Here is a 21297-nt window from a genome sequence, read left to right as displayed (position 1 = left end):
TCGCTCAAGACCGGGGGACTGCTCGGTCAGGAGCCCGGTGCCGGGGCCGCGGGGGTGTCTCGTTCGCCGAAGAGAGTCATGAGGGTGCGGAGAAAGACGGGCGTCAGATCGGGGATCGCCTCGGCTCCCTTCGTGTAGAGGCAGTTCCGGATCAGGTCGGACATGCCGCCGACCAGCAGGTCGAACGCCTCGTCCGGCAGCTCCGGTCTGGTGGGGTCTTCCTTCCGCACCACGTGTTCGTAGGTGATGCGGTACAACTCGGCGATGCGGGCGATACGCCGGTGGTACATCGCGGCGATTTCCGGGCCGGCGGCCAGGCATTCGATCTGCAGCGTCCAGGTCGCCTTCGGCTGAGAGGCCATTTTCGCGAGATACCTCTCCATTGTCACTGTGACGGCAGCACGCCAGTCCAGGTAGGAGAGTTCGCTCAGTGGTTTCGTGATCTCTCCCAAAGCTGTCGACGCTCCTGCCCGGAAAGCGGCGACGAAACACGCTTGCTTGGTGGGGAACAGGCTGTAGAACGTCTGCCGGGACACCCCGGCCCGCTCCACGATGTCGGCGATCGTGACCGCCCCGTACCCTTTCTCCGCGGTGACCTCCATGAAGCCGACCAGGATCCGGGCCCGTTGTGACGCCGCGACCTCCTCCGCGGTGAGTCCATGCCGGCTCGGCAGCCGTTGTCCCACCGTGGCGAGAGCCTCCACACCGGTCAAGGCCGGGCGCTCGCTCATGGCACCACCTTCCACGCACGTCGAGCAATGGTGAATCCCGGCAGGACCAGGACGCTCGTCGTTGTTTTGTGTCGTCTTTGACACCGCGAGCCCACGAAACTGTGCCCTCGACCCGAGATCGTGGCAAGCATATCGGCGGCCCTTGTCGGGGGTTTTGGAGAACGCTAGCGTACGCGGAGTACGGACAAGTACTTGAAACCCTTCGAGGTCGGGCCACCGAACCGATTCCCGTTCCGTGGCCGAAGGCGGCTTTCACTTGCGCGGAGACCACTTCGGTCGGCTGCGGCATTGTGCTGAACCCGAACCACGTCACCTTCAGGAGGCGTCATGGACACGGCGGAACACGTCGACAGCCGGCTGAAGGCGCCGCGAGCTCCGGGCAAGAACCTGCATCCCGCGGTGCGTGACGGCCTGTTCGCGCCGCTGGTTTTGGCGTGCGCGGTGGTGTTTCTCGTGCTGTACCTGGGTAGCGGCGCGACCGACGTGTGGTTCGCGTGGACCATGGAGAGCCCGCTCACCGCCACTACCGTCGGCGCCGGCTTCGGCGCCGCGGTCGTTCTGTTGTTCCTCGCCGCGCTGGAACCGGGCTGGACGAACGCCCGCATCGCGAGCTTTGCGCCTCTTGTGATGGCCACCGGAAGCCTGATCGCGACCAAGCGATCTCAGACCGAGTTGAACCCGCCCCGCGAGTTGACCATCGCAGGGACGGCCTTCGACGTTCCTGTCCCCGATATCTGGTTGATCGCCCTGGGAATCACGATTCTGCTCACGGTATCGACCGTGCCTGCCCAGCTTCTTCGCCGCGTCGACGTCGACGGCGTGGCGACCGTGACGCCGATCCCTGTGTGGGCGCGTGTCTTCGCGGGGATCGAGGGCACCGGGCTGCTTGTCGCCGGGATCGGGGCCGTTGTCCGCCCTGACGCCTACGTCTCGTGGTGGCCGTGGCCGGTGAGCGTAGTCGACCTGCGCGAACTGTCCGTCTGGTCGATCACCTTGGGCTTGCTGATCGTGTATGCGACGGCGGTCGGTGATCTCCGGCAGGCGGCGGTAGGGCTCGCGGCGCTGGTCGTGTTCGGTGTGCTGGCCCTGATCGGCGTCCTGCGTTACACCGGTGACCTGCGGTGGGAATCGCGGGCGGCATGGGTCGTCGTCTCGGCCATGGTTTTGCTGCTCGGTACCGGCTTTTTCGGACTGGTTCTGCTGGGCTTGGCACGTGTCGTGCTTCCGGTGCTGACCGCGGTGACCACCGGTAAGCCCGGTGAACCGCAGCCGGAAGCGTCGGCATGGGAGCTTGCGCGCGGCATCCGCTCGAAGATCACGCCTCACGCCGACCAGGGCTTCTTCGGCCCGGGATCGGTGACCTGGAAGGTGTGGGCCTATCCGACTTCACTCACCGTGGGTTTCCAGCGCGCCGTCGTCGTCGAAGAACTCGATCCGGCACTGGTCGCGGCCGTCGACGCGACGAAGGCCTTGAGGACGCGCTCGCACACGCGCTATGACCGCACGCTGCGCTATTTCGCGATGGTCGCCTTCGCCGGCACTCGTGCCACCATGAAGGCCTCGGACATCCTGGTGAAGGTCCATTCGACGGGGATCGGTGTCGACCCGGAAACCGGAAAGCGTTACGACGCCAACGATCCCGCCTCACAGTTGTGGATCCACCTGACGGCCTGGCACTCGATCCTCTACGCCTACGAGAAATACGGCCCCGGCAGGCTCAGTCCTGAGGAAGAGGCTTCCTACTGGTCGGACTGCGCCGCCGCGGCCGAACTCCAGACCTGCGGCCCCGCCGACATCCCCCGCGACCGCGAGGGCGTCCGTGCCTACTTCGAACGGTTGCGGCCCCAGCTGATCGGCTCGCCTGTCGCGCGCTCGACCATGGACCACCTCCTGCACGCCGAAGTGATGTTGCCCCCGATGCCTCCGGCGTACTGGCCCGCCATCCTGGTCATCACCCGTACTCTGCGCATCGCCACCGTCGCGTCCATGCCGCATTGGATGCGGGAACTGGCCGGGATCCGGCAGAGCCGGCTGCTGGACGCACTGGTCGTACCGGTCATGCGGTTGTCCTTCCGATTCATCCGCACAAGCCGCTGGCTCCAGCTGGCCGCACTGCACCTGCTGTCTCCCTCGACCTTGCCCGTCGTGGCGCCGGTGCTGCTCGGTATCGCGCCCGCCACGGAAGAAACCCTCACTCCCGCCCAAGCTCGCGAACGGTACGGCTACCCGGTGCCCGCGCAAGCGCACCTCGAGCTGAGGGCCAGACAGCGTGAACGCGTGTTCAAGGAAGACCGCGCGCCCGACGACGTCGGCCTTGTCGAGTCCGAGCCGATCCTCGGTGCGCGCTGAACCGGTGTCCCACAAAGGAATCATCCGCGAAGAAGGGGTACGGAATGTCTGTGAAAACCTTGAAGGACAGCGCCCGAGGTGCGGTGAAAGCCGCTGCCGTGACGGCGACCGCCATCGTGGCGGCAAGCGTCCTCAGCGCGGGGACGGCAGCAGCCGCGGACAAGGAACTGACCTTCGAAGGGGAGTTCCCGATCATCGGCATCCAGACGGTGAAGGTGGTCGTCCACGTCGACATCCCGCCGAACGTCACGCTCGGCGGGCCGCTCGATGTCCCGTTCACACTGGATGTGAACGGTGGAGACGTCGCGGCGGACGGGTTGCGCCTGGTCGGCGCCACGAAGATCTCCGGTGAGATCAGAGCGGCCGCGCGGATCACGGTGAGCAACGGCCTGAGTGTTCCGCTCGCCGTCCGGCTCCCGATCCCCGACACCCCGGTGCCGGCCCAAGGCCCGCTGACCTTCCAGGCCAAGGGCGGACTCAAGTTCACCGTTCCCCGCGGCGTCCCCACCGGGGAAACGAAGGTCAACGTCGAACCGAAGGCCACTTCGCACATCGTGACCGACAGCGATCTCGGCGAGTTCGACCTCGGCCTCGTACTCGCGCCGCCCACCCAGGACACGCGACTCGGCACCACTCAGATCGTCGGGTGAACCGAGGGTGTCCTCCGCCGGCGCTCTTTGCCGGTGGTGACGGCGGAGGACGTCCCTCCCTTTCGGCTCGCTTCACACATTCGGCCGCTCATGAGTCAAACGCGCGAAACGCCGTTGGGGCGGACCCGGCGGGCCCCGCACAGTCCGCCCGCCGATGACGATGTCGGTCTGGTCGAGGACTCTGATCGCTGAGCGCCCCGTGCTGCGTCCCTTCGCTGACGCCCGCTGCCGCGGATCAGAGGCCCGTGCCGAGCCCGCGGGAGATCCGGTGCGCCGCCTCCGCGACGGCGCGGCCGTGGTCGTCGAAGACCGCCTCGGTCATCCGCACGGTCGGACCGGACACGGACACGGCCCCGAGCGGTCGGCCGTCCGTGTCCAGGATCGCCGCGCCGACCGCGACGATGCCGTCGCTGAGGCCTTCCTGGTTGAGCGACCAGCCGCGGGCCCGGATCTCCGCGAGCCGCGCCCGTAGCGCGTCCGGATCGACGATGGTGCGCCGGGTGCGCTGTTCCAGCACTCCACCGTCGAGGTAGGCGTCGACCGCGAGGTCGGTGCACGCCGCCAGATACGCCTGCCCGGTGGCGGAGGCGTTGAGCGGGATGCGGTAGCCCAGCGGCAGGAACGCGCGCAGGGAATGCGCGGTGTCGAGGCGTTCGAGGAGCACCAGCTCCCGGCCGTCGGAAGCGGCCAAGTGGATCGTCTCGCCCGTCTCGAGCTGTAGCTCGTGCAGGATCGGCAACGCACGTTCCCGCAGCCCGCCGGCGTCACGCGCCTGGTTGCCGACCGCGAACGCCCGATAGGTCAGCCGCCAGCGGGCGTCGTCGTCGGTGCGGCACCACCCGACCTCTTCGAGCGTCCGCAGGGTCCGCAGCACCGTGCTCTTCGGGAATCCGACGATGCGAGCGAGTTCGGACAGGCCGACGGGCTGCGACTCGCCCACGGCTTCCAGCACCTTGATCGCCGAGATCACGCTGTTCGTCGTCATCCTCTTGACCCTTCTCGTGTGCCCGGCCTACGGTAGCCGCCTGCGGTCCACCTAGCGCACCAGTGTGCCACACAGTGGACCGATCCGGTAGTGGTACACCAACGGAGGTGCGCGCATGACCGTGCGGATCGTGGCGCTGGCGATATTCGCGGCCGTGTTCGTGGTCGCCGAGATCCGCCGTACGCATATCGGCATCGCGATGTTCGCCGCCGCCGCCGCGATGGGGCTGCTCGCGGGCGTGCCACTCGACGACATCGTCGGCGGCTATCCCATCGACATCCTGATCCTGCTGGTCGGGGTGACGTTCTTCTTCGGGATCGCCAAATCCAACGGCACGATCGAACGACTCGTCGACCGGGCGCTGGTCTTCGTCCAAGGCCGGACCGGGGCGCTGCCCGTGGCCTTCTTCGTCCTCACCGGCCTGGTCTCGGCGATGGGTTCCCCGCTCGGGGGGTTGGTGATGGCCCCGATCGGCATGTCGGTGGCCCACCGGCGGGGGATCGACCCGATGTTGATGGCGCTCGCGATCGGCACCGGCTTGTCGGCCGGTGGCTTCGCGCCGACTTCCCTGTTCGGCATCGTCACCTGGGGCACCGCCGACTCGGCGGGTATCGAACTCGACCCGCTCGTCCTGTTCGCCGTCGCGATCGGTGTGAACCTGCTCCTGCTCGGGGCGTCGTACCTGATGTTCGGAGGCCGCGGCAAGCCGCGAACCCCGTCCCCGGAGGGTGACGAGGCCATCGAGGAGGCCGGTGATCCGGCCGGGCTCGCGCCGCTCCGGGCGATCCACTTCATCACCGCGTTCGCCGTGCTGGGTCTCCTCGCCGTGGTCGTCGTGCTCGCGGTGCGGGGTGATCAGCCCGATGTCGGCGTGCTCGCCTTCGGATTCGGCGCCGTCCTAGCGCTGATCGACCCGGAGAGCGGCAGGACGGCTCTCAAGGAGATCGACTGGTCGACCGTGCTGCTGGTGGGCGGGATCATCACCTACGTCGGTGTCCTGCAGAAGATCGGCGCCGTCGACCTCCTCGGCGAACTCGCCTCCGGTCCGAGCGCGCCGATCTTCGCCGCACTCGTGATCTGCGCCGTCTGCGGCCTCGTGTCGGCGTTCGCCTCCACCACCGGCATCCTCGCCGCCCTGGTCCCGCTCGCCATCCCGCTGGTGCAGCACGGGGATCTGCCCGGCTGGGCGCTGATCTGCGCGCTGGCCCTTTGTTCCTCCATTGTGGACATATCACCCTTCTCGACGGTGGGCGCGACGCTGGTCGCGACCACTGTCGATCCCGAAGCGCGCCCCCGTATGACCGCGTCGCTGACCCGGTACGGCCTGACCATGGTCGTGCTCGGGCCACTCGTCCTGGTCGGGGTGCTCGTGCTGCCCGCGATGGCGCTCTGACCACCTCAAGAAGAAGCCGGAGATCCCGTTGTTGCTTACCTCGCTTGTTTCAGGACAAGACCTCGAGCGCGCCGTCGTCGTCGGTGACGAAGTGCTGTCGAGGGCCGAACTGGCCGATCGGGCAGGCCGGTTCGCGGCCGCGATTCCCGGCACCGGGCCGATCGCGGTCCTGGCGACGCCGACGATGGACACCGTCGTCGCCGTGACCGGCTGCCTGCTCGCCGGTGTGCCGGTGGTGCCGGTTCCGCCGGACTCCGGCCCGGCCGAGCTGACCCACATGATCCGTGACTCGGGCGCGACGGCCTGGTCGGGCGACCTCCCGCCGTGCGTGGATCTGCCGACGATCACCCCCGGCGCGACCCCGCTCGCGCCGCGTGCCGTCGATCCGGAGCGCACGGCGATGCTCGTCTACACCTCCGGGACGACAGGGGCGCCGAAAGGCGTCCAACTGTCCGGCGCCGCGATCGCCGCCGGACTGGACGGCCTTTTCGCCGCATGGGACTGGACTCCCGACGACACCGTCGTACACGGGCTGCCGTTGTTCCACGTCCATGGCCTGGTTCTGGGCGTGCTCGGCTCGCTGCGCCGGGGGTCCCGTGTCGTGCACACGGTGGCGCCGCGGCCCGAGCGGTACGCCTCGGCCGGCGGCACCATGTACTTCGGCGTCCCGACCGTGTGGAACCGGATCGTGCGGGACCCCCGGTCGGCACATGCCCTGCGCAAGGCGCGGCTGCTGGTGTCCGGGAGCGCGCCGCTGCCGTCGCCCTTGTTCGAAGCCATCGCGGAGCTGACCGGGCAGTCGCCCGTCGAGCGTTACGGCATGACCGAAACCATGATCACGGTGAGCGCCCGGGCTTCCGGCGAACGGCGGGCCGGCTGGGTCGGGCTACCGGTCCCCGGTGCGGAAACCCGGTTGATGCCGGTTTCGGAGGACGACGCGGACCCGATCCCGGACGACGGCCGGACCGTCGGCGCGCTCCAGGTCCGCGGCCCGATGCTGTTCAGCGGTTACCTCGGCCGTCCGGACGCCGACGCCGAAGCCTGGACGGACGACGGCTGGTTCCGGACCGGCGACCTGGCCGTCGCCGATTCCGGCGGCTTCCACCGGATCGTCGGCCGCGCGTCCACCGACCTGATCAAATCCGGCGGGTACCGGATCGGGGCCGGGGAGATCGAGGCGGCGCTGAGGGACCACCCGTCGGTCGTCGATGTCGCGGTGGTCGGAGTCCCGGACCCGGACCTCGGCCAGAAGATCGTGGCCTTCGTGATCAGCCCCGACCGTGACGGTCAAGTCCTCATCGATCACGTCGCCCACCGCCTGTCCCGCCACAAACGGCCACGTGAGGTCGTGTTCCTCGACGAGCTGCCGCGCAACCAGATGGGCAAAGTGGTCAAACAGCTCCTCAGGACCGACGGGCCACGCTGAGCGTCCGGCACCCGGTCCCTGGCAGGAATTCGCCCATGGATGTCTTTCCCGGGCCTCGGCAGGGAGGTGGGCCTCGGGTCACAGTGGCCCTATGAGTGAATCCACGGGAGCAGGCGTGCGGAGGACCGCGGTCCAGGTCGACGGCGACGCGATCAGCTACCTGACCGCGGGGCAGGACGGCCCGGTCGTGCTGCTGCTGCACGGAACGTATTGGAACCGGGTGTGGCTTCCGGTGCTGGGTGGCCTCGCGGAGGCGGGGTTGCGGCCCGTCGCGGTCGACTTCCCCGGACTGGGGCGCTCGGAAGGCGAGCTCACCCTGGAAACGGCGACGGTCCCGGCCCTTGCGGACTGGGTGACGCGATTCGTGTCCGCGATGGAGATTCCCGGGCCGGTCGCCGTGGCAGGTCATGACATCGGCGGTGCCGTCGCGCAGCACCTCCTCGCTCACGATCTGCTGGAGGTGGCCCGGCTGGCGCTCGTCAACTCGGTCACCTACGACTCCTGGCCGGCGCCGCACGTGGCCCGGCTCCTGGACCCGGCGGTCGCCGGGACGATCACCGCCGAGGAATTTCTCGCCGCCCGACGGCAAGCCGTGGCGACGGACCTGGCCGGCGCCGCCACGGAGGAGAGGGTCGCCGACTATTTGGATCCGTGGACCGATCCGCGCGTCCGCCGCTCCTGGCTGGCCATGGCGGGCGCCGCCGCGAGCCGCTACACCCTCGACCTCGTTCCCGCGCTGCGCCGGTCCACGACGCCCAAGCTGCTGATCTGGGGCGAGGACGACGATTTCGAGAAGGTGGAGTACGCCGAGAAGTTCTCCCTGGAGATCCCGCGAACGACGCTCGTCCGCATTCCGGATGCGAAGCACATCCCCACCGAGAACGCCCCGCACCGGATCGCTCGCGCTCTGGCCGACTTCTTCGCCGTGTAGGGCGCGGAACCCGAGGCGGACGTCACCGGGCCCTGACGCCGAGTCGGTGGCAGGGGTGCCTTTTGCTCGGATCAAAGGAAATCCTGGTCCATCCGGCAATTCCGGCGTGCAGGCAGAGGCGGGTCCGAGCTACCGCCCCGGCGCTGGTGCGGCGAAGCCGAATACGGCCGCTTTCCTTTGGGCATGCCCAATCACTCGTCCGTCTACATTGGACTTCGACGGCCGATGTGATCCGATCGGCTTACCACCGGGCCTGACGTGTGGCACGATCCGGGATCGTCACAGTCGTCTTTCCTGGAGGGGCCTGCAGTGCGGTCGTACGACGTTTTGGCCGAATCGGTGGCGCCGCCGTCGGTCGTGTGGACGGTGTTGCTGGACCCGAGGACGTGGCCCGCCTGGTCGGGAGCCGGTGAACTGGACGTCAGCCGCTCGACCGGTCTTTCGCCGGATGGGCGCGACGAAGTCGGCGCCACCCGGGCCTTTCGTGCGGGCCGGACTGTCGTCCGGGAGCGGATCGTCGGCCTCACGCCGAGGAGGCGGTTCGCCTACGAGACTCTGGAGAGCCCGCAGCTGCCGGACCACCAGGCGACGATCGACCTTCATGAAATCCCCGGCGGGGGCACGCGGATCCGTTGGCAGGGAACGTATTCCGTACGCGGGATGGGCCTCCGATCCTCGGAAAGGCAAGTTCAGCGGTCGATGACGAGAGCGGCCACAGGGCTCGCCGAGTACGCGTCCGGTCGAATCGTAAGGTGATTGTCAGGTTCGGCCCCGTCGATCCGCGGGATGCTGATCGCCGTCCGGCCGCGTCATTGCGTTCCGAGGGTGCGGAGCACACGGAACCTGGCGAGCCGGTGCAGCATTTCTCCCATGGCGTCAGGCCTGATCTGGCCCTCGAGTTCGGCGTGGGCGGCGCAAACGATCTCGCTGACGGCGGATTCGGACAGGGAGGACGCGAATTCCCGGGAAAGCCACCGGCGGACCTCGTCGGTGATGTCGTCAGTGTGGTGATCGTGGACGGTCATGTCCGCTCCTCCTGTTCGACGACTTCCTCATTGTGTCGGCGGCGCGGGGATCTGCACCTGACGAGTGCCTGACGATCGAGCAGGACTCGGCGGAACCGAGCGGCTGGAAACCGTCGGGGTGGTGCTCGGGGCGAGGGTGGTGATCGGTTCGGGTTCGTCCTGGTCGGTCACGCCGCAGCCGCCGAGGAACAGAGCGGCCGCGGCGAGGGTGATCACGCTGCGCTTCATGTGGCAGCCTCCGGTAGTTCGACGACGAAGCGGGCACCGCCGCCGGGCCGGTCTTCGACCCAGACGGTGCCGCCGTGGCGGTGGACGTGGTCGGCGACGATGGCCAGCCCGAGCCCGCTTCCGGTGTCGCGGTCGCGCCGGCCGGAGTGCAGCCCACGGGCGAAGCGTTCGAAGATGCGTTCCCGGAGGGCGGGCGGAACACCGCTGCCGGCGTCGTCCACCTCGATCCTGGCCTGGTCTCCGTGTCGTCGGACGGTCACGGCGACGGCGCCGCCGCCGTAACGGTCGGCGTTGTCGAGCAGGTTGGTGACGACGCGGTCGATCCGGCGGCGGTCGGCGGAGACGAGCGGGGTTTCCTGGTCGATCTCGACGTGCGCACCGGAATCTTCGCGGCTGTCGAGGACGTTGCGCACGAGCGCGCCGAGGTCCACCAGTTCGACCGGGCCCTCGTCCTCTTGGTCGGCGCGGGAGATTTCGAGCAGGTCGACGACCATTCGCTGGAAGCGGTGCAGCTCGGCACCCAGCAGGCCCAGCGCTTTGCGGGCGGTCGGATGCATGGTGTCCTGGCGGCGGACCATCACCTCGGTGGCGTTCACCATCGTGGTGAGCGGTGACCGGAGTTCGTGGCTGACGTCGGCGGCGAAGCGTTTGTCGCGGCGGACTCGTTGTTCGAGTTGTTCTGTCGTGGTGTTGAAGCTCGTGGCGAGCGGCGCGAGGTCGGGGTCGTTCTGGTGGGGGAGCCGGGTCGTCAGATCCCCTCGCGCCACCCGGGAAGCCGCTCCGCGCAAGACGGCGAGCGGACGGAGGGCTCGTTTGCTGGTCCAGGCGCCGAGGGCGGCCCCGAACAAGGCCGCGACGACGGTGCCGGTGATCAGCAGGATGCTGAGGTACCGGAAGGTCCGGTCCAGTTCGAGCAACGGGTACAGCTCCACGTAGATGCTGTCGCCGCCGACCGGGGTCGCGATGGCGAGGACGGGGATGCCGTCGGCGGTGAACCGTTGCCGGGCCGCGATGCCGTTCCGCGCGCTGTCCAGGAGGGCGGCGGGGATCACGGTGGGCTCGATCTGGCGTCCGCTGGTGAGCCAGCCGTCCGGTCGCGACAACAGGATCGAGGAGTCCGGGCCGCTGGCCAGGCCGGTCAGCAGATCGTCGAGGTTGTCCGACTCTTCGGCCAGTGCTTTGTCGACGAGGTCGACGTTGACCTCGGACTGCCGGGCCGTGCTCTGCTCGCGCTGGTCGAGCATGTAGCCGGTGGTCAGATTCCAGGTCGCGACGCCCAGCACCGTCATCACCAGTGCCAGACCGAGGCCGAACGCGGCGGCCACTCGCCAGCGGAGCGAAAGCCGCCGGACCGTCGCGAGCATCATCGGTCCGAGGAGATCCGGTAGCCGCGTCCTCGTACCGTCAGTACCAGGGTCGGATTGTCGGGGTCGGGCTCGACCTTGCGGCGCAACCGTCTGATGTGGACATCGAGAAGTCTGGTGTCGCCGAAGTAATCGTGCTCCCACACCCGCTTCAGCAACTGCTCACGGGTGACGACCTGTCCGTCCGCCGCGGTGAGCTCGGTGAGGAGACGGAACTCGGTGCGGGTGAGATGTACCGGCTCGCCGTCGCGATGGACGATTTCCTCGTCCGGCCGGATTTCGAGCCCGCCGACGGTGAACCGGGTCGGGGGAGGCGGTGCGGTGCGGCGGAGCAGCGCCCGGATCCTCGCCGCGAGTTCACCGGCCACCAAGGGTTTGGTGACGTAGTCGTCCGCGCCGGCTTCGAGGCCGGCGATGACGTCTTGGGTGTCCGCGCGGGCGGTGATCACGATGATCGGCAGGGCGCCCCGGTCACGGATCGCCCGGCAGACGGTGAGTCCGTCGATGCCGGGCAGCATGAGATCGAGCAGGACGACGTCGACCTGGACACGTTCGAGCAGTTCGAGACCGTCTTCACCGGTCGCGGCGCAGTCGATGTCGAAGCCTTCGTCGGCGAGCGCCAGGCTCAACGCTTCGCTGATCATCGCGTCGTCTTCGACGAGAAGGACTCGGGTGGTCACTGCCGGTCTCCTTCCGTCGAAGAATTTCCGGATGGGGTGGGCCCGACTTTAACAGTTCCCGGTGGCCGGGCGGCGGTTCGATCGTAAGGCAGTCGTCAGGTGCACGAACCCTTCGTCGTGTCAGTGTCGGATACACGGTCATCGAACCGATGGAGGAACACGACGTGACAACAGAAGTAGCTCCACCGGCGGTCGCCGATGCGCGGGGCGCGTTCAGGACGCGGCGGCTTCGTGAAGACGCGGATCGTGTGTGGTCCGTCGCGGCAGGGCATCGGACACTGGCGGACGAAATCGAGGCAAGTGACGAACCTGGCTCGTTCCAGCGGGCGAAATCGCAGCGTCTGCTCGGCGAAGTGGCCGCACACCAAGGTTTCGCCTATCACGAACTCGCCAACGCGGCGGAGGCCAGGGCCGCCGCACAGGATCGCCTTCGCGAGTCTCCACAGTGGAGGGTGCTGATCGACAGGTCGTTCGCGGCGATCCGGCGTGCCGAAGCACATCACGAACGTGCGGCCGCGTACACGGCCAGGACCATGGGCGACGAGGCGACGGCGCGCAGGCACGAGGCAGCCGCCCGGGAGGCCGACAGCCGGGCGATGAGCTTCGTCGTGGACGACGTCCTTCGGCCTGACGGCGTTCCAGAATGAGCTCCGGAGTCGGTCTGGGCAGCAGGGCACCGGCCGAGCCGGCGTACGCTCAGCGAGCGGAACGGCTCCGTCAGGAGGCGGCGCGGGTCCGGCGTTCGGCGGGCGTGCATCTGGAGCGCGCGGCCGAGGCACTCGCCGAGGGCGATCCCGCTGTGGCCGGCCGGCTACGCGAACTCGCCGAAATGGACTCTTGCCATTACCTGGCCTACGACGAGCTCGCCGCGGCGGCGGAACATCGGGGACTGGCAAGCGGATTCGCCCGGGGCACACCCGCACACGAGGTCGAGCTCCACCGGGCCTACGCCGCCATCCGTAGAGCCGAGGCCCACCGTGAGCGGGGTGAGGCTCTCCGGTGCGGGGAGGACGCGTTCGGAGTGCTGCGTCACCGGCAGCTCGCGGAGGAGGCCGAGGAGAAGTCCAGGGTCGCCGAGCTGCGTGCGTTCGAGATCTTGGAGGACCGTTCCGGCGTCGCCAGGATGATCCGGTGAGCGGCGGGAAGCGCCGGCCGGTCTTCGGCAGGCCCGACCCGTTCTGTTTGTTCGCGGTAATTCCCGCCGCGCTGGTGGCGGTGCTCATGGCCGCGCTGGGCCTGTGGCTGCTCGCGAGCTTCTTCCTGGCGGCGGCGGCGCTCGTCCTGCTGTTCGATTCTTGGGTGAACCGTCCTATGAGGACAGTGTCGGTTCGCCGGTACCGGTAGCGGAATACGGACTGGCGCCGATCCAGACGATGGCCTGGCGCACGGCTGTGCGTGGCCCGCTGATCACGATGGAACCCTCTCGCAAGGCGTCCAGCCAGTCCGTGTGCCCGAGCCAGACCCCGGCGAGGGCGCCGAGCGTGCAGTCGATCCGCATCGCTTGGGGAAGCCTGGGATCATGGAAGGTCGGTGCGGCCACCTCCTGGGAGAGCACCAGCCACCACCACCGCGGGCCCCGGGATTCGGCGAACCGGAAATGGATCGCGACGGGCCGCGCGGGCAGCGTGGTGCGGTCGATGCCTCTGGCGATGTCGCGCAGGAGCAGTGCGGGGTCGAGATCGCCGTGCCGCGGCGGCGGCAGCCACCGTGCTCCCCACTTGCCGAGCGGTTCGACGACCGACGCCAGCTCTCGACCGGCTTCGGTCAGCTCGGCTTCACGTTGCCGGAGGGAGACCAGACCGGCCGTTTCGAGTTTGCGGAGCCGTTTGGTCAGCAACCCGGTCGAGATGCCCGGCACCCCGGCGGCGATGTCGGTGGTCGAGGTGCTTCCGTGCAGCAGCTCACGGATGATCAACAGGGTCCACGGCTCTCCGACCACCTCGGCCGCCAGCGCGATCGGGCAGTGCTGGGCGTAGCGCATCAAAGAACCCGCACCAGGCGCGCGATGCGGTCACGCGCGAGACGGTGCAGCATCTCGTCGAGCGCCTCGGGGACGATCTGATCCTTGAGGTCGCGATGGGTGGCGCGAACGATGGCGCCGACGGCCACGGGCGACAACTTCGCCGAGAACTCGTTCGACAGCCAGACGATCACGTCCTCGACGGCGTCCCCTGGCCTGTGCGTCTCTACGCTCATCGCTCTCCTGGAATGTTTCGGTTCTGCGAATATTCTTCCGGTTCGAGGGGCTTCCGAACCTGACGACTGCCTGACGATTGCGATTCACCAGGCCTGAACGGCAACCGGAGCCGCTTGACCAGACTGAACAACTGTTCAATACTCTGAACATGAGTTCAGCTTCTGATCTGACCGCGCGTGCCCGGATCCGTGACGCCGCGTTGGCCAGGTTCGGCACCGACGGCATCGCCGGGACGTCCGTGCGGGCGGTGGCCGCGGATGCGGGGGTGTCTCCGGGGCTGGTGTTGCACCACTTCGGTTCGAAGGACGGGTTGCGGCGGGCGTGCGATGACCATGTACTCGATTCGATCCGCGCCGGCGGCGAGGAGGAAGCCGACGCGCTGGGCGAGGTGCTGCGGGCCGCCACGCCGGTGCGGCGGTATCTGGCCAGGGCGTTCCTGGACGGGTCGAGCGGAGCGTCCGCCCTGTTCACCGAGATCGTGGACCGCACCGAGGCATGGCTGGCCGACGGTGAGCGGGAAGGCTGGGTGCGGCCATCCACCGACTCTCGGGCGCGCGCTGTCGTGTATGTGTCCTGGCTGCTGGCGCCCCTCGTGCTGGGTGATCACGTCGGGCGGCTGCTCGGCGGGGATCCGGCGGAGACCAGGACCGCGGTCCGGGGAGCCAAGGCGGGGCTGGAGATGCTGACCGACGGCCTGTTCGCCGACGACCGTTGGCTGTCCACCTACACCGCCATCGACGAGAAGGGGCGATCGAAGTGAGGGCGTTGCTGGTCACTCATGGCACGCGAGGCGACGTGCAACCGATGCTCGCGCTCGCGGTCGCCCTGCGCGCTCGCGGACATGAGGCGGTGCTGGCCGCGCCGGACTCGTTCGCCGAAGCCGCGGGGGAGTACGACGTCGAGTTCGCGTCGCTGGGCGAGGGACCGAACCGGCTCATGAACGACCCGGTGGTGAAGGAGGCCATCGAGGGCGGCTACCGCGGTGTGCGGGGCAAGATCACCGCCGTGCGGACGGCTCGGCGAGTCAAGCCGCTGATGGCGGAGGTCCTGCACAACGTCGGTGTGGTCGCGAAAACGTCTCGCGCGGACATCGTCGTGCACACGACGGGGGTACCCGCCCATCACGCGGCCGAGATGCTGGGCGTGCCCGCGGTCGTCGTCGCGCTGCAACCCGGCTGGATCCCCACCGGCGACTTCCCCTGCCCGATGATGCCCTTGCCCCGCCTGCCGAAGAGGCTGAACCGGGCCACGTATCTCGCGGTGGGCGCCGTGCTGCGGATGTACGCCGGTATCACCACCACGTGGCGCACGACCGAACTCGGGCTGCCGCGTCGCCGGGGAAGCCACGACATCCTGCACGGCCCGGACGGCGGGGACCGCCCGGTCCTGCAGGCGTTCAGCCCCCGGATCACCCTCTCCGCCGCGGACTGGCCGGATTCGGTGCACACCACGGGCTTCTGGTACCTCCCGGCCGTGACAGGGTGGGAACCCGCCGCGGAATTGCGTGCTTTCCTCGACGCCGGTCCGGCTCCGGTCTACATCGGATTCGGCAGCATGGCAGGCCGGGACGCGCGCCGCACCCGTGCGGTGGTCGAGGAAGCGGTCCGCCAGGCCGGTGTCCGCGCGGTGCTCGCCACCGGCTGGGGCGGTATCTCCGCGGACACCGGAACGGGCGATCTGTTCGTGATCGACCACGCACCGCACGACTGGCTGTTCCCGCGGACGAGCGCGGTCGTGCATCACGGTGGCGGCGGCACGACCGGTGCCGCGCTGGCGGCGGGCGTACCGCAGGTGGTGTGTCCGTTCGTCGCCGACCAGCCGTTCTGGGCGAGTCTTATGCACGACGTCGGCGTCGCGCCGGAGCCGATCCGCCAGCAGCACCTGACGGCCGGCTCGCTCGCCGGGGCGCTGCGACAGGCCACCGGTGACGCCGGAATGCGCGAACGAGCCGATCGGCTCGGCCGGGAAATCCGGGCGGAGAACGGTGTCGGCGCCGCCGTCGATCTCGTCGAAACTCTTACCTGACAAGGAAAGCGCGACAGAAATCAGGGACGATGAAGCCTGGGCGCCTGACACCCGTTCGTTGCGCGTGAAGGAGTTTTCGCGTGCCTGGACGGACGACACGTGTGATCCGACGGACGACACGCGTGTCTGGACGGACGACACGCTCGCGACCGGGCTCCGCCGCGTGTCGTCCGTCTGGACACGGGTGTCGTCCGTCCAATCACGCGTGTCGTCCGTTCGCGCACGCCGAACCACGCTAGCCGAGGTCCAGCCGGGACAATTCGCGCCGCGACCGCACACCGAGTTTCGGGTACGCCCGGTACAGATGGTGCTCGACCGTCCGGGGGCTGAGGAACAACTGCGCGGCGATCTCGCGGCTGGTCTCGCCGTCCGCGGCCAGCCGGACCACCTGGAGTTCCTGCGGTGTAAGACGATCGAGTGCGTTCTCCGCGGCGGGCTCGGCCGTCGGGCCAGTGTCGCCGGTGGCCTTGAGTTCGCTACTGGCGCGGTCGGCCCACGGCTTCGCGTGCAACCGCGAGAAGATCTCCAGCGCCGACCGCAGTGGAACGCGGGCGTCGGTGCGGCGTTTGGCTCGGCGCAGCCATTCGCCGTAGAGCAGTTCCGTGCGCGCACGTTCGAAGGGCCGTTCACCGCCCGCGTGTGCGTCCAGCGCGTGCAGGTAATGCGACTCGTCGCCGGTGAGCAAGGCACGGCACCGCGCCAAAACCGCTTTGGCCCACGGTTGCCCGCCTGCCTCCGCCCATGCCTCGAACCGGTGGAAGGCGGGTTCGGCTCGGCTCGGGTCGCCAAGGCGCACGGCCGCCTCCAGCTGGTCGGCGGCCGCCACGATCGCCACCGTCGTGTACCCGAGCGGTCCACGCCGCACGGACTCCAGCAGATCCACAGTGGACTCGTAGCGGCCGAGGCCGAGGTCGAGCAGCGCGAGTGCGACGGTGCTCGCCGCACCGCCCGCGTCCGGTGACTTCCCCGCCAGTTCCCGGCACCGCCGCTCGTCGCCCTCGATCGCCGCCACCCGCGCCACCACGGCGTTCAGTCGCGGCAACCGCTGGGCCGACCCGGTGTCGCGGGAGATCCGCGCCGCTTCGGCCACCGACGCGGCGGCGTCCCGATGCAGCCCGGCCGAAACCTGCGCACCCGCGAGATCCTGCAACACGTCGGGAAGCACGCCGATCAGCCCTTCGCGACGGCAGCGAGCCACCTCGGCGGACGCGAGTTCCCTGGTCGTCGTGTCGTCGCCGAGGATCATCGCGCAGTAGGTCCTGCCGGGATCGGAAGCGGGGGCTCGCGCGACGAACTCGGCCAGCAGGGGCAAGCCGGTCGCGAAGTCGTCGTCCACCAGCCCGGCGATGCCCTGTACCAGCGGATCGCCGCCGTTCAGCGCGTCGTTCGCGTCGTGCACGGTGTCCCGGTCGCCGGAGAACCAGGCGTACCTGGCACCGGCGCGCACCATCGCCACCGCTCTGGCCGGTTCGGCGGACCGGGCGTGCTCGACGAGCAGGCGCGCCGCCGCGGCCCCGTCACCCCGTTCGAACTCCGCGGCCGCCCGCACCTGGGCCAGCATGGCGCGCGCCTTGACGTCCTCGGTCAGCGGCTCCGCCTGCCGGACCAGTTCGGCGGCCTGCTCCCCGTGCCCGGCGGCCAGCGCGAGTGACGCCGCTTCGGCCAGCCGTCCCGCCCTGGCCACGGATTCGGGAGTGAGGTGCGCGGCCTGCCGGTACAAACCCGCGGCCGCGAGGAACGCCGTGCGCGCTCGCGCGCGTTCGGCCGAGCGCACGATCTCGGCGGCGACCCGCTCGTCGGGAGCGGTGGTGGCCGCGGCGAGGTGCCGTGCCCGGCAGTCGGGGTCCGAAGCGGCCTCGGCGAGTGCCTGGTGCACCGCGAACCGGCGGGCGAGCACGGCCCCCTGGTAGGCGGCCGTGCCGACCAGCGGATGCCGGAAGGTGACCGCCGATCCGGTGACGTCGACGAGCCGCGCGGTCTCCGCCTGCTCCAGATCGTCGAGCCCCACGCCCAGTGCCTCGGCGGCACCGAGAAGCGTCGGCAGGTGCCCGCGTCCCTCCGCCGCCGCGATCAGCATCATCAACCTGGCCTGCTCCGGTAGCGCGCTGATCTGCGCCCGGAACCCCGCCAGCACGCGGTCGGCCACCGGCAGCGGCCCGGCGGCGGTGTGGTGTTCGCGTTGCGCGGCGGCGAATTCGAGCAGTGCCAGCGGATTGCCCGCCGACTCCTCGATCACCTGCGCCGGAGACGGCGGTGCCAGCCCGCGCTCGGCGAGCAGCCGCCCGGCGTCCACCGCCCCGAGCCGGGCCAGGCGTTGTTCCGGTAGATCCGGTGCGGCGAAACCGTTGTCCCGTGCGGCGAACAGGATCGCGACGCGTTCCGCGGCCAGCCGCCGGGCGGCGAACAACACCGCGTCGGCGGTCGCGCGATCCAGCCACTGCGCGTCGTCGATCAGGCACAGCACCGGGCCGTCCTCGGCGAGGTCCGCGAGCAGCGTGAGCACGGCCAGGCCGGTGACGAACCGGTCCTGCCCGCTGGTGCCGCCCGCGTCCAGGACCGCGCGCAACGCCTCGGCCTGCGGACCGGGCAACGCGGCGAGCCGGTCCTGGATCGGCCAGAGCAACTGGACCAGCCCGCCGAACGCGAGATCGGCTTCGGCTTCGATCCCGGTCACCCGCAGCACACGCGTCCCGGTGGCGGCTTCGGCCGCCCACCCCAGTAGCGCGGACTTCCCGATACCCGCCTCGCCGCGCAGCACCAGTGCGCCGCTGCGACCGGCGCGCGCGGCCGCGAGCAGCGTCTCGATCGCCGTCTGCTCGTCGGCCCTGCCGTACAACACAGCGGTCCTCCGTAACCGTGAGTGAGGTACTTAGGCCGAACACCAGTACCCCGTACCGAAACCTTACCGATTCGGCGGTAGCCCTCCCGGCCCTAGCTTCACGGTATGGACGAGTTGCTGACCCCGCTCACCGCGGGCACCCTTCCCCTGCCGAACCGCCTGGTGATGGCGCCGATGACGCGCAGCCGCGCGAGTGGCGGCCTGGTCACCGGATTGACCGCCGAGTACTACGCACAGCGTGCCGGAGCCGGGTTGATCATCACCGAGGGAACACAACCCTGCGTCATCGGGCAGGGCTACATCGACACCCCCGGGCTGCACACCCCGGAGCACGCCGCCGCGTGGCGCACGGTCACCGAGGCGGTGCACGAGCGTGGCGGCCGGATCTTCGTCCAGCTGATGCACTCCGGCCGGATCGGGCACCCGTGCCTCTACCCGGACGGCGGCCTGCCGCTGGCGCCGTCGGCGATCCCGTCGGGCGAGAAGCTGTACACCCCGGACGGCCTGCTCGACCACCCCGAGCCGCGCGAAATGACCCTGGCGGACATCGGGCGGGCAGTGGACGATTTCGTCACCGCCGCGCGGCTGGCGATGGAGGCCGGGTTCGACGGCGTCGAACTGCACGGGGCCAGTGGTTACCTGATCCACCAGTTCCTCGCCGACAACACCAACGTGCGCACCGACGCCTACGGTGGCCCGATCGAGAACCGGATCCGGTTCGCGGTGGAGGTGGCGCGGGCGGTCGGCGACGCGATCGGCCCGGATCGCACCGGCATCCGGCTGTCTCCCGGCTCCACCCTCAACGGCACGCGGGAGAGCGACACCGGACAGCTCTACCTCGCGCTCGTCCGCGCACTCGCCCCGGCAGGGCTGGCTTATCTGCACATCTCCGAGTTCGGCACGCGCGACGTCACCAAGCTCATCCGCGCCGACTGGCCGGGCACCCTCATCCTCAATCCGCACCCGTCGGGCCCGGAACCGGCGACCGCGGAGGACGGCGCGGAGGCACTACGGGAAGGTGTCGCCGACGCGATCAGCTTCGGCCAGCTGTGGCTGGCGAATCCGGACCTGCCCGAGCGGATCGCCGCCGGCGGCCCGTTCACCGCCGCCGACCCCGCGACCTTCTACGGCGGCGACCACCGCGGATACACCGACTACCCCACCGTGGCCGCGCGGTGACCGTACCGGTGCGCGCCCGGATTCCGGGGCCGTGGCTGGCTTTGCTGGCCGGTCCGCTGTCGTTCGGCATCGCCGGGCCGTCACTGGTCCTGCCGGACGCGGCGGCGGCGCTCGGCACCGGAATCACCGCGGTGACCTGGATCGTGACGGCGTTCGGCTGGGGTATCGCCGTCGGCACGCCGCTGCTCGCCGGGCTCCAGAGTCACCGCGGCGTGCGGACCGCGTTGCTCACCTGCGCCGTACTCGTGCTGGCGGGTGCGGTCGCGGTGGCGACCGTTCCCTGGCTGCCGGTGCTGGTCGCCGGCAGCGCGTCGCAGGGGCTCGGCACCGCCGGATTCACCACGATGGCCATGAGTCTCGCCGGCTCGGCGCGGGCGATGGGCCTGGTGACGTCGTCGCTGGCGGTGGTCGGCTCGACCTCGCCGTTGGCCGGCGACCTGATCGGTCACGCGCTCGGCTGGCAATTCGCGCTGGCGCTGCCCGCGCTCAGCCTGCTCGCGGTGCCCGCGGCGCTGCGGTCGGCGCCCGGGACACCGGCCGAACCGGCACGGTTCGACGCGGCCGGCGCGATCCTGCTGACCGTGCTGGTCACCGCGCTGGTCTTCGTGCCGCATTCCTGGTTGCCGGCGGGCATCGTGGTCATCGTCGTGGTGGTCCTGCTGGCCGGGCACCTGCGGTCGCGGCCGGACGGGTTCGTCCCCGCGGCGCTGCTGCGAAGGCCGATGTTCCTGACCGCGGCCGGGCTGGCGTTCGCACTGGCGGTGGTCAACTTCGGGTTGATGTACGTGCTGCCGCCGCGGTTGACCGGGCAGTCCGGCTGGACCAGTGGCGAGGTCGGGCTCGCCATCTTGTGGCCGCTGTTGTTCGGCGGGCTGATGTCCTATGTGGTCGTCGCGGTGACGGCGAAAACCCCGTTCCGCGCGGTGGCGGTGCTGTTCCCGGCGCTCGCCGCCATCGCGGTGCTGCTCGCCGGGGTGAGCGTCGCCCCGGCGGTGCTGCTGATCGCGCAGGCACTGGCTTCGCTCGCGGCGGCCGCGGGCCAGGGCGTCTACGCCGTGCGCGCCGGAGCCGCCGCCGGACCGCACCGCGCGGCGGCGATGGGCTTGTTCAACCTCACCTATCTACTGGGGGCCGCCTTCGGGCCCGCGATCGCCGCGTCCCTCTGAAACCACCGTGCCGGCGAACAAGTCGAACGCCGACAGGGCACTGTCCCAGTGTGACCGCCGCCACCGTCGCCGATACCCCCATGGGGTAGACACAGGTACCCCCTATGGGTATAAATGACGCCAGGGAGC

22 protein-coding genes are annotated in these 21297 nt (G+C 69.7%); 13 read left to right on the top strand and 9 right to left on the bottom strand.

Going from position 1 to position 21297, the window contains the following annotated elements:
* Positions 1-26 precede the first annotated feature (26 nt).
* Positions 27-731 carry a TetR/AcrR family transcriptional regulator gene (locus ACZ3HL_RS22865; RefSeq protein WP_465412629.1) on the bottom strand — a complete coding sequence of 235 codons (705 nt, stop codon included), beginning with the start codon at positions 729-731 and terminating at the stop codon, positions 27-29.
* A gap of 327 nt (positions 732-1058) precedes the next feature.
* Here ACZ3HL_RS22865 and ACZ3HL_RS22860 point away from each other — a divergent pair, with 327 nt between their 5' ends.
* Together ACZ3HL_RS22860 and ACZ3HL_RS22855 are read left to right on the top strand one after the other, a co-directional pair.
* On the top strand, positions 1059-3080 hold the full coding sequence (locus tag ACZ3HL_RS22860; RefSeq protein WP_465533463.1) for an oxygenase MpaB family protein: 2022 nt from the start codon (positions 1059-1061) through the stop codon (positions 3078-3080).
* A 44-nt stretch (positions 3081-3124) separates the two neighbouring features.
* Positions 3125-3730, top strand: coding sequence for a DUF6801 domain-containing protein (locus ACZ3HL_RS22855; protein ID WP_465533461.1), 606 nt, complete (start codon positions 3125-3127; stop codon positions 3728-3730).
* A gap of 235 nt (positions 3731-3965) precedes the next feature.
* On the opposite strand, the gene ACZ3HL_RS22850 is transcribed toward ACZ3HL_RS22855, so the two are convergent.
* Positions 3966-4715, bottom strand: a complete 750-nt coding sequence (locus ACZ3HL_RS22850; protein WP_465533459.1) for an IclR family transcriptional regulator — start codon at positions 4713-4715, stop codon at positions 3966-3968.
* Positions 4716-4830: 115 nt separating this feature from the next.
* On the opposite strand from ACZ3HL_RS22850, the gene ACZ3HL_RS22845 reads away from it, so the two are divergent.
* The 4 genes from ACZ3HL_RS22845 (at position 4831) to ACZ3HL_RS22830 (ending at position 9221) form a co-directional block, all read left to right on the top strand.
* A complete protein-coding gene (locus ACZ3HL_RS22845; protein ID WP_465533457.1) occupies positions 4831-6108 on the top strand; it encodes an SLC13 family permease in 1278 nt (425 codons plus the stop codon).
* A 22-nt stretch (positions 6109-6130) separates the two neighbouring features.
* The gene (locus ACZ3HL_RS22840) at positions 6131-7534 is read left to right on the top strand and encodes an acyl-CoA synthetase (protein WP_465533670.1); all 1404 of its coding nucleotides are present in this window, start codon (positions 6131-6133) and stop codon (positions 7532-7534) included.
* A 91-nt stretch (positions 7535-7625) separates the two neighbouring features.
* A complete protein-coding gene (locus ACZ3HL_RS22835) occupies positions 7626-8465 on the top strand; it encodes an alpha/beta fold hydrolase (protein WP_465533455.1) in 840 nt (279 codons plus the stop codon).
* Positions 8466-8723: 258 nt separating this feature from the next.
* Positions 8724-9221: an SRPBCC family protein gene (locus tag ACZ3HL_RS22830; RefSeq protein ID WP_465533453.1), complete on the top strand. Its 498-nt coding sequence runs from the start codon at positions 8724-8726 to the stop codon at positions 9219-9221.
* Between the two features lie 53 nt (positions 9222-9274).
* Here the strand turns inward: ACZ3HL_RS22830 and ACZ3HL_RS22825 are convergent, their stop codons facing one another.
* Genes ACZ3HL_RS22825 through ACZ3HL_RS22810 form a run of 4 tightly spaced genes read right to left on the bottom strand, consistent with a single transcriptional unit; the run spans position 9275 to position 11762 of the window.
* Positions 9275-9490 (bottom strand): hypothetical protein, encoded by a 216-nt coding sequence (locus ACZ3HL_RS22825; RefSeq protein WP_465533451.1) that lies wholly within the window; start codon positions 9488-9490, stop codon positions 9275-9277.
* A 27-nt stretch (positions 9491-9517) separates the two neighbouring features.
* Positions 9518-9718 carry a hypothetical protein gene (locus ACZ3HL_RS22820; RefSeq protein WP_465533449.1) on the bottom strand — a complete coding sequence of 67 codons (201 nt, stop codon included), beginning with the start codon at positions 9716-9718 and terminating at the stop codon, positions 9518-9520.
* Complete coding sequence (locus ACZ3HL_RS22815; RefSeq protein WP_465533447.1) at positions 9715-11085, bottom strand: sensor histidine kinase; 1371 nt, start codon at positions 11083-11085, stop codon at positions 9715-9717. The genes ACZ3HL_RS22820 and ACZ3HL_RS22815 overlap by 4 nt, the downstream gene beginning before the upstream one ends.
* Entirely contained in the window at positions 11082-11762 is a 681-nt protein-coding gene (locus ACZ3HL_RS22810; protein ID WP_465412639.1) for a response regulator, read from the bottom strand. Before ACZ3HL_RS22810 ends, ACZ3HL_RS22815 begins: the two co-directional genes overlap by 4 nt.
* A gap of 164 nt (positions 11763-11926) precedes the next feature.
* On the opposite strand from ACZ3HL_RS22810, the gene ACZ3HL_RS22805 reads away from it, so the two are divergent.
* Genes ACZ3HL_RS22805 through ACZ3HL_RS22795 form a run of 3 tightly spaced genes read left to right on the top strand, consistent with a single transcriptional unit; the run spans position 11927 to position 13106 of the window.
* The gene (locus tag ACZ3HL_RS22805; protein ID WP_465533445.1) at positions 11927-12409 is read left to right on the top strand and encodes a hypothetical protein; all 483 of its coding nucleotides are present in this window, start codon (positions 11927-11929) and stop codon (positions 12407-12409) included.
* A complete protein-coding gene (locus ACZ3HL_RS22800) occupies positions 12406-12897 on the top strand; it encodes a hypothetical protein (protein ID WP_465412641.1) in 492 nt (163 codons plus the stop codon). Before ACZ3HL_RS22805 ends, ACZ3HL_RS22800 begins: the two co-directional genes overlap by 4 nt.
* Entirely contained in the window at positions 12894-13106 is a 213-nt protein-coding gene (locus ACZ3HL_RS22795) for a hypothetical protein (RefSeq protein WP_465412642.1), read from the top strand. The genes ACZ3HL_RS22800 and ACZ3HL_RS22795 overlap by 4 nt, the downstream gene beginning before the upstream one ends.
* Here ACZ3HL_RS22795 and ACZ3HL_RS22790 read toward each other — a convergent pair.
* Entirely contained in the window at positions 13072-13743 is a 672-nt protein-coding gene (locus ACZ3HL_RS22790; RefSeq protein WP_465412643.1) for a winged helix-turn-helix transcriptional regulator, read from the bottom strand. The two genes, ACZ3HL_RS22795 and ACZ3HL_RS22790, sit on opposite strands and share 35 nt — an antisense overlap.
* Complete coding sequence (locus tag ACZ3HL_RS22785) at positions 13743-13958, bottom strand: hypothetical protein (protein ID WP_465412644.1); 216 nt, start codon at positions 13956-13958, stop codon at positions 13743-13745. The genes ACZ3HL_RS22790 and ACZ3HL_RS22785 overlap by 1 nt, the downstream gene beginning before the upstream one ends.
* A 149-nt stretch (positions 13959-14107) precedes the next feature.
* Between ACZ3HL_RS22785 and ACZ3HL_RS22780 the strand changes: the two genes are divergently transcribed.
* Positions 14108-14719, top strand: a complete 612-nt coding sequence (locus ACZ3HL_RS22780; RefSeq protein WP_465533443.1) for a TetR/AcrR family transcriptional regulator — start codon at positions 14108-14110, stop codon at positions 14717-14719.
* Entirely contained in the window at positions 14716-15984 is a 1269-nt protein-coding gene (locus ACZ3HL_RS22775; RefSeq protein WP_465533441.1) for a glycosyltransferase, read from the top strand. The genes ACZ3HL_RS22780 and ACZ3HL_RS22775 overlap by 4 nt, the downstream gene beginning before the upstream one ends.
* Before the next feature lie 235 nt (positions 15985-16219).
* Here the strand turns inward: ACZ3HL_RS22775 and ACZ3HL_RS22770 are convergent, their stop codons facing one another.
* Positions 16220-18823 carry an ATP-binding protein gene (locus tag ACZ3HL_RS22770; protein ID WP_465533439.1) on the bottom strand — a complete coding sequence of 868 codons (2604 nt, stop codon included), beginning with the start codon at positions 18821-18823 and terminating at the stop codon, positions 16220-16222.
* 105 nt (positions 18824-18928) lie between these two features.
* On the opposite strand from ACZ3HL_RS22770, the gene ACZ3HL_RS22765 reads away from it, so the two are divergent.
* Both ACZ3HL_RS22765 and ACZ3HL_RS22760 read left to right on the top strand, forming a co-directional pair.
* Positions 18929-20002: an alkene reductase gene (locus tag ACZ3HL_RS22765; protein ID WP_465533437.1), complete on the top strand. Its 1074-nt coding sequence runs from the start codon at positions 18929-18931 to the stop codon at positions 20000-20002.
* Entirely contained in the window at positions 19999-21168 is a 1170-nt protein-coding gene (locus tag ACZ3HL_RS22760) for an MFS transporter (RefSeq protein WP_465533435.1), read from the top strand. Before ACZ3HL_RS22765 ends, ACZ3HL_RS22760 begins: the two co-directional genes overlap by 4 nt.
* Positions 21169-21297: the final 129 nt, after the last annotated feature.

It is taken from the genome of Amycolatopsis sp. NPDC000009 (assembly GCF_055563465.1).
This window is presented reverse-complemented; position numbering and strand designations above follow the sequence as displayed.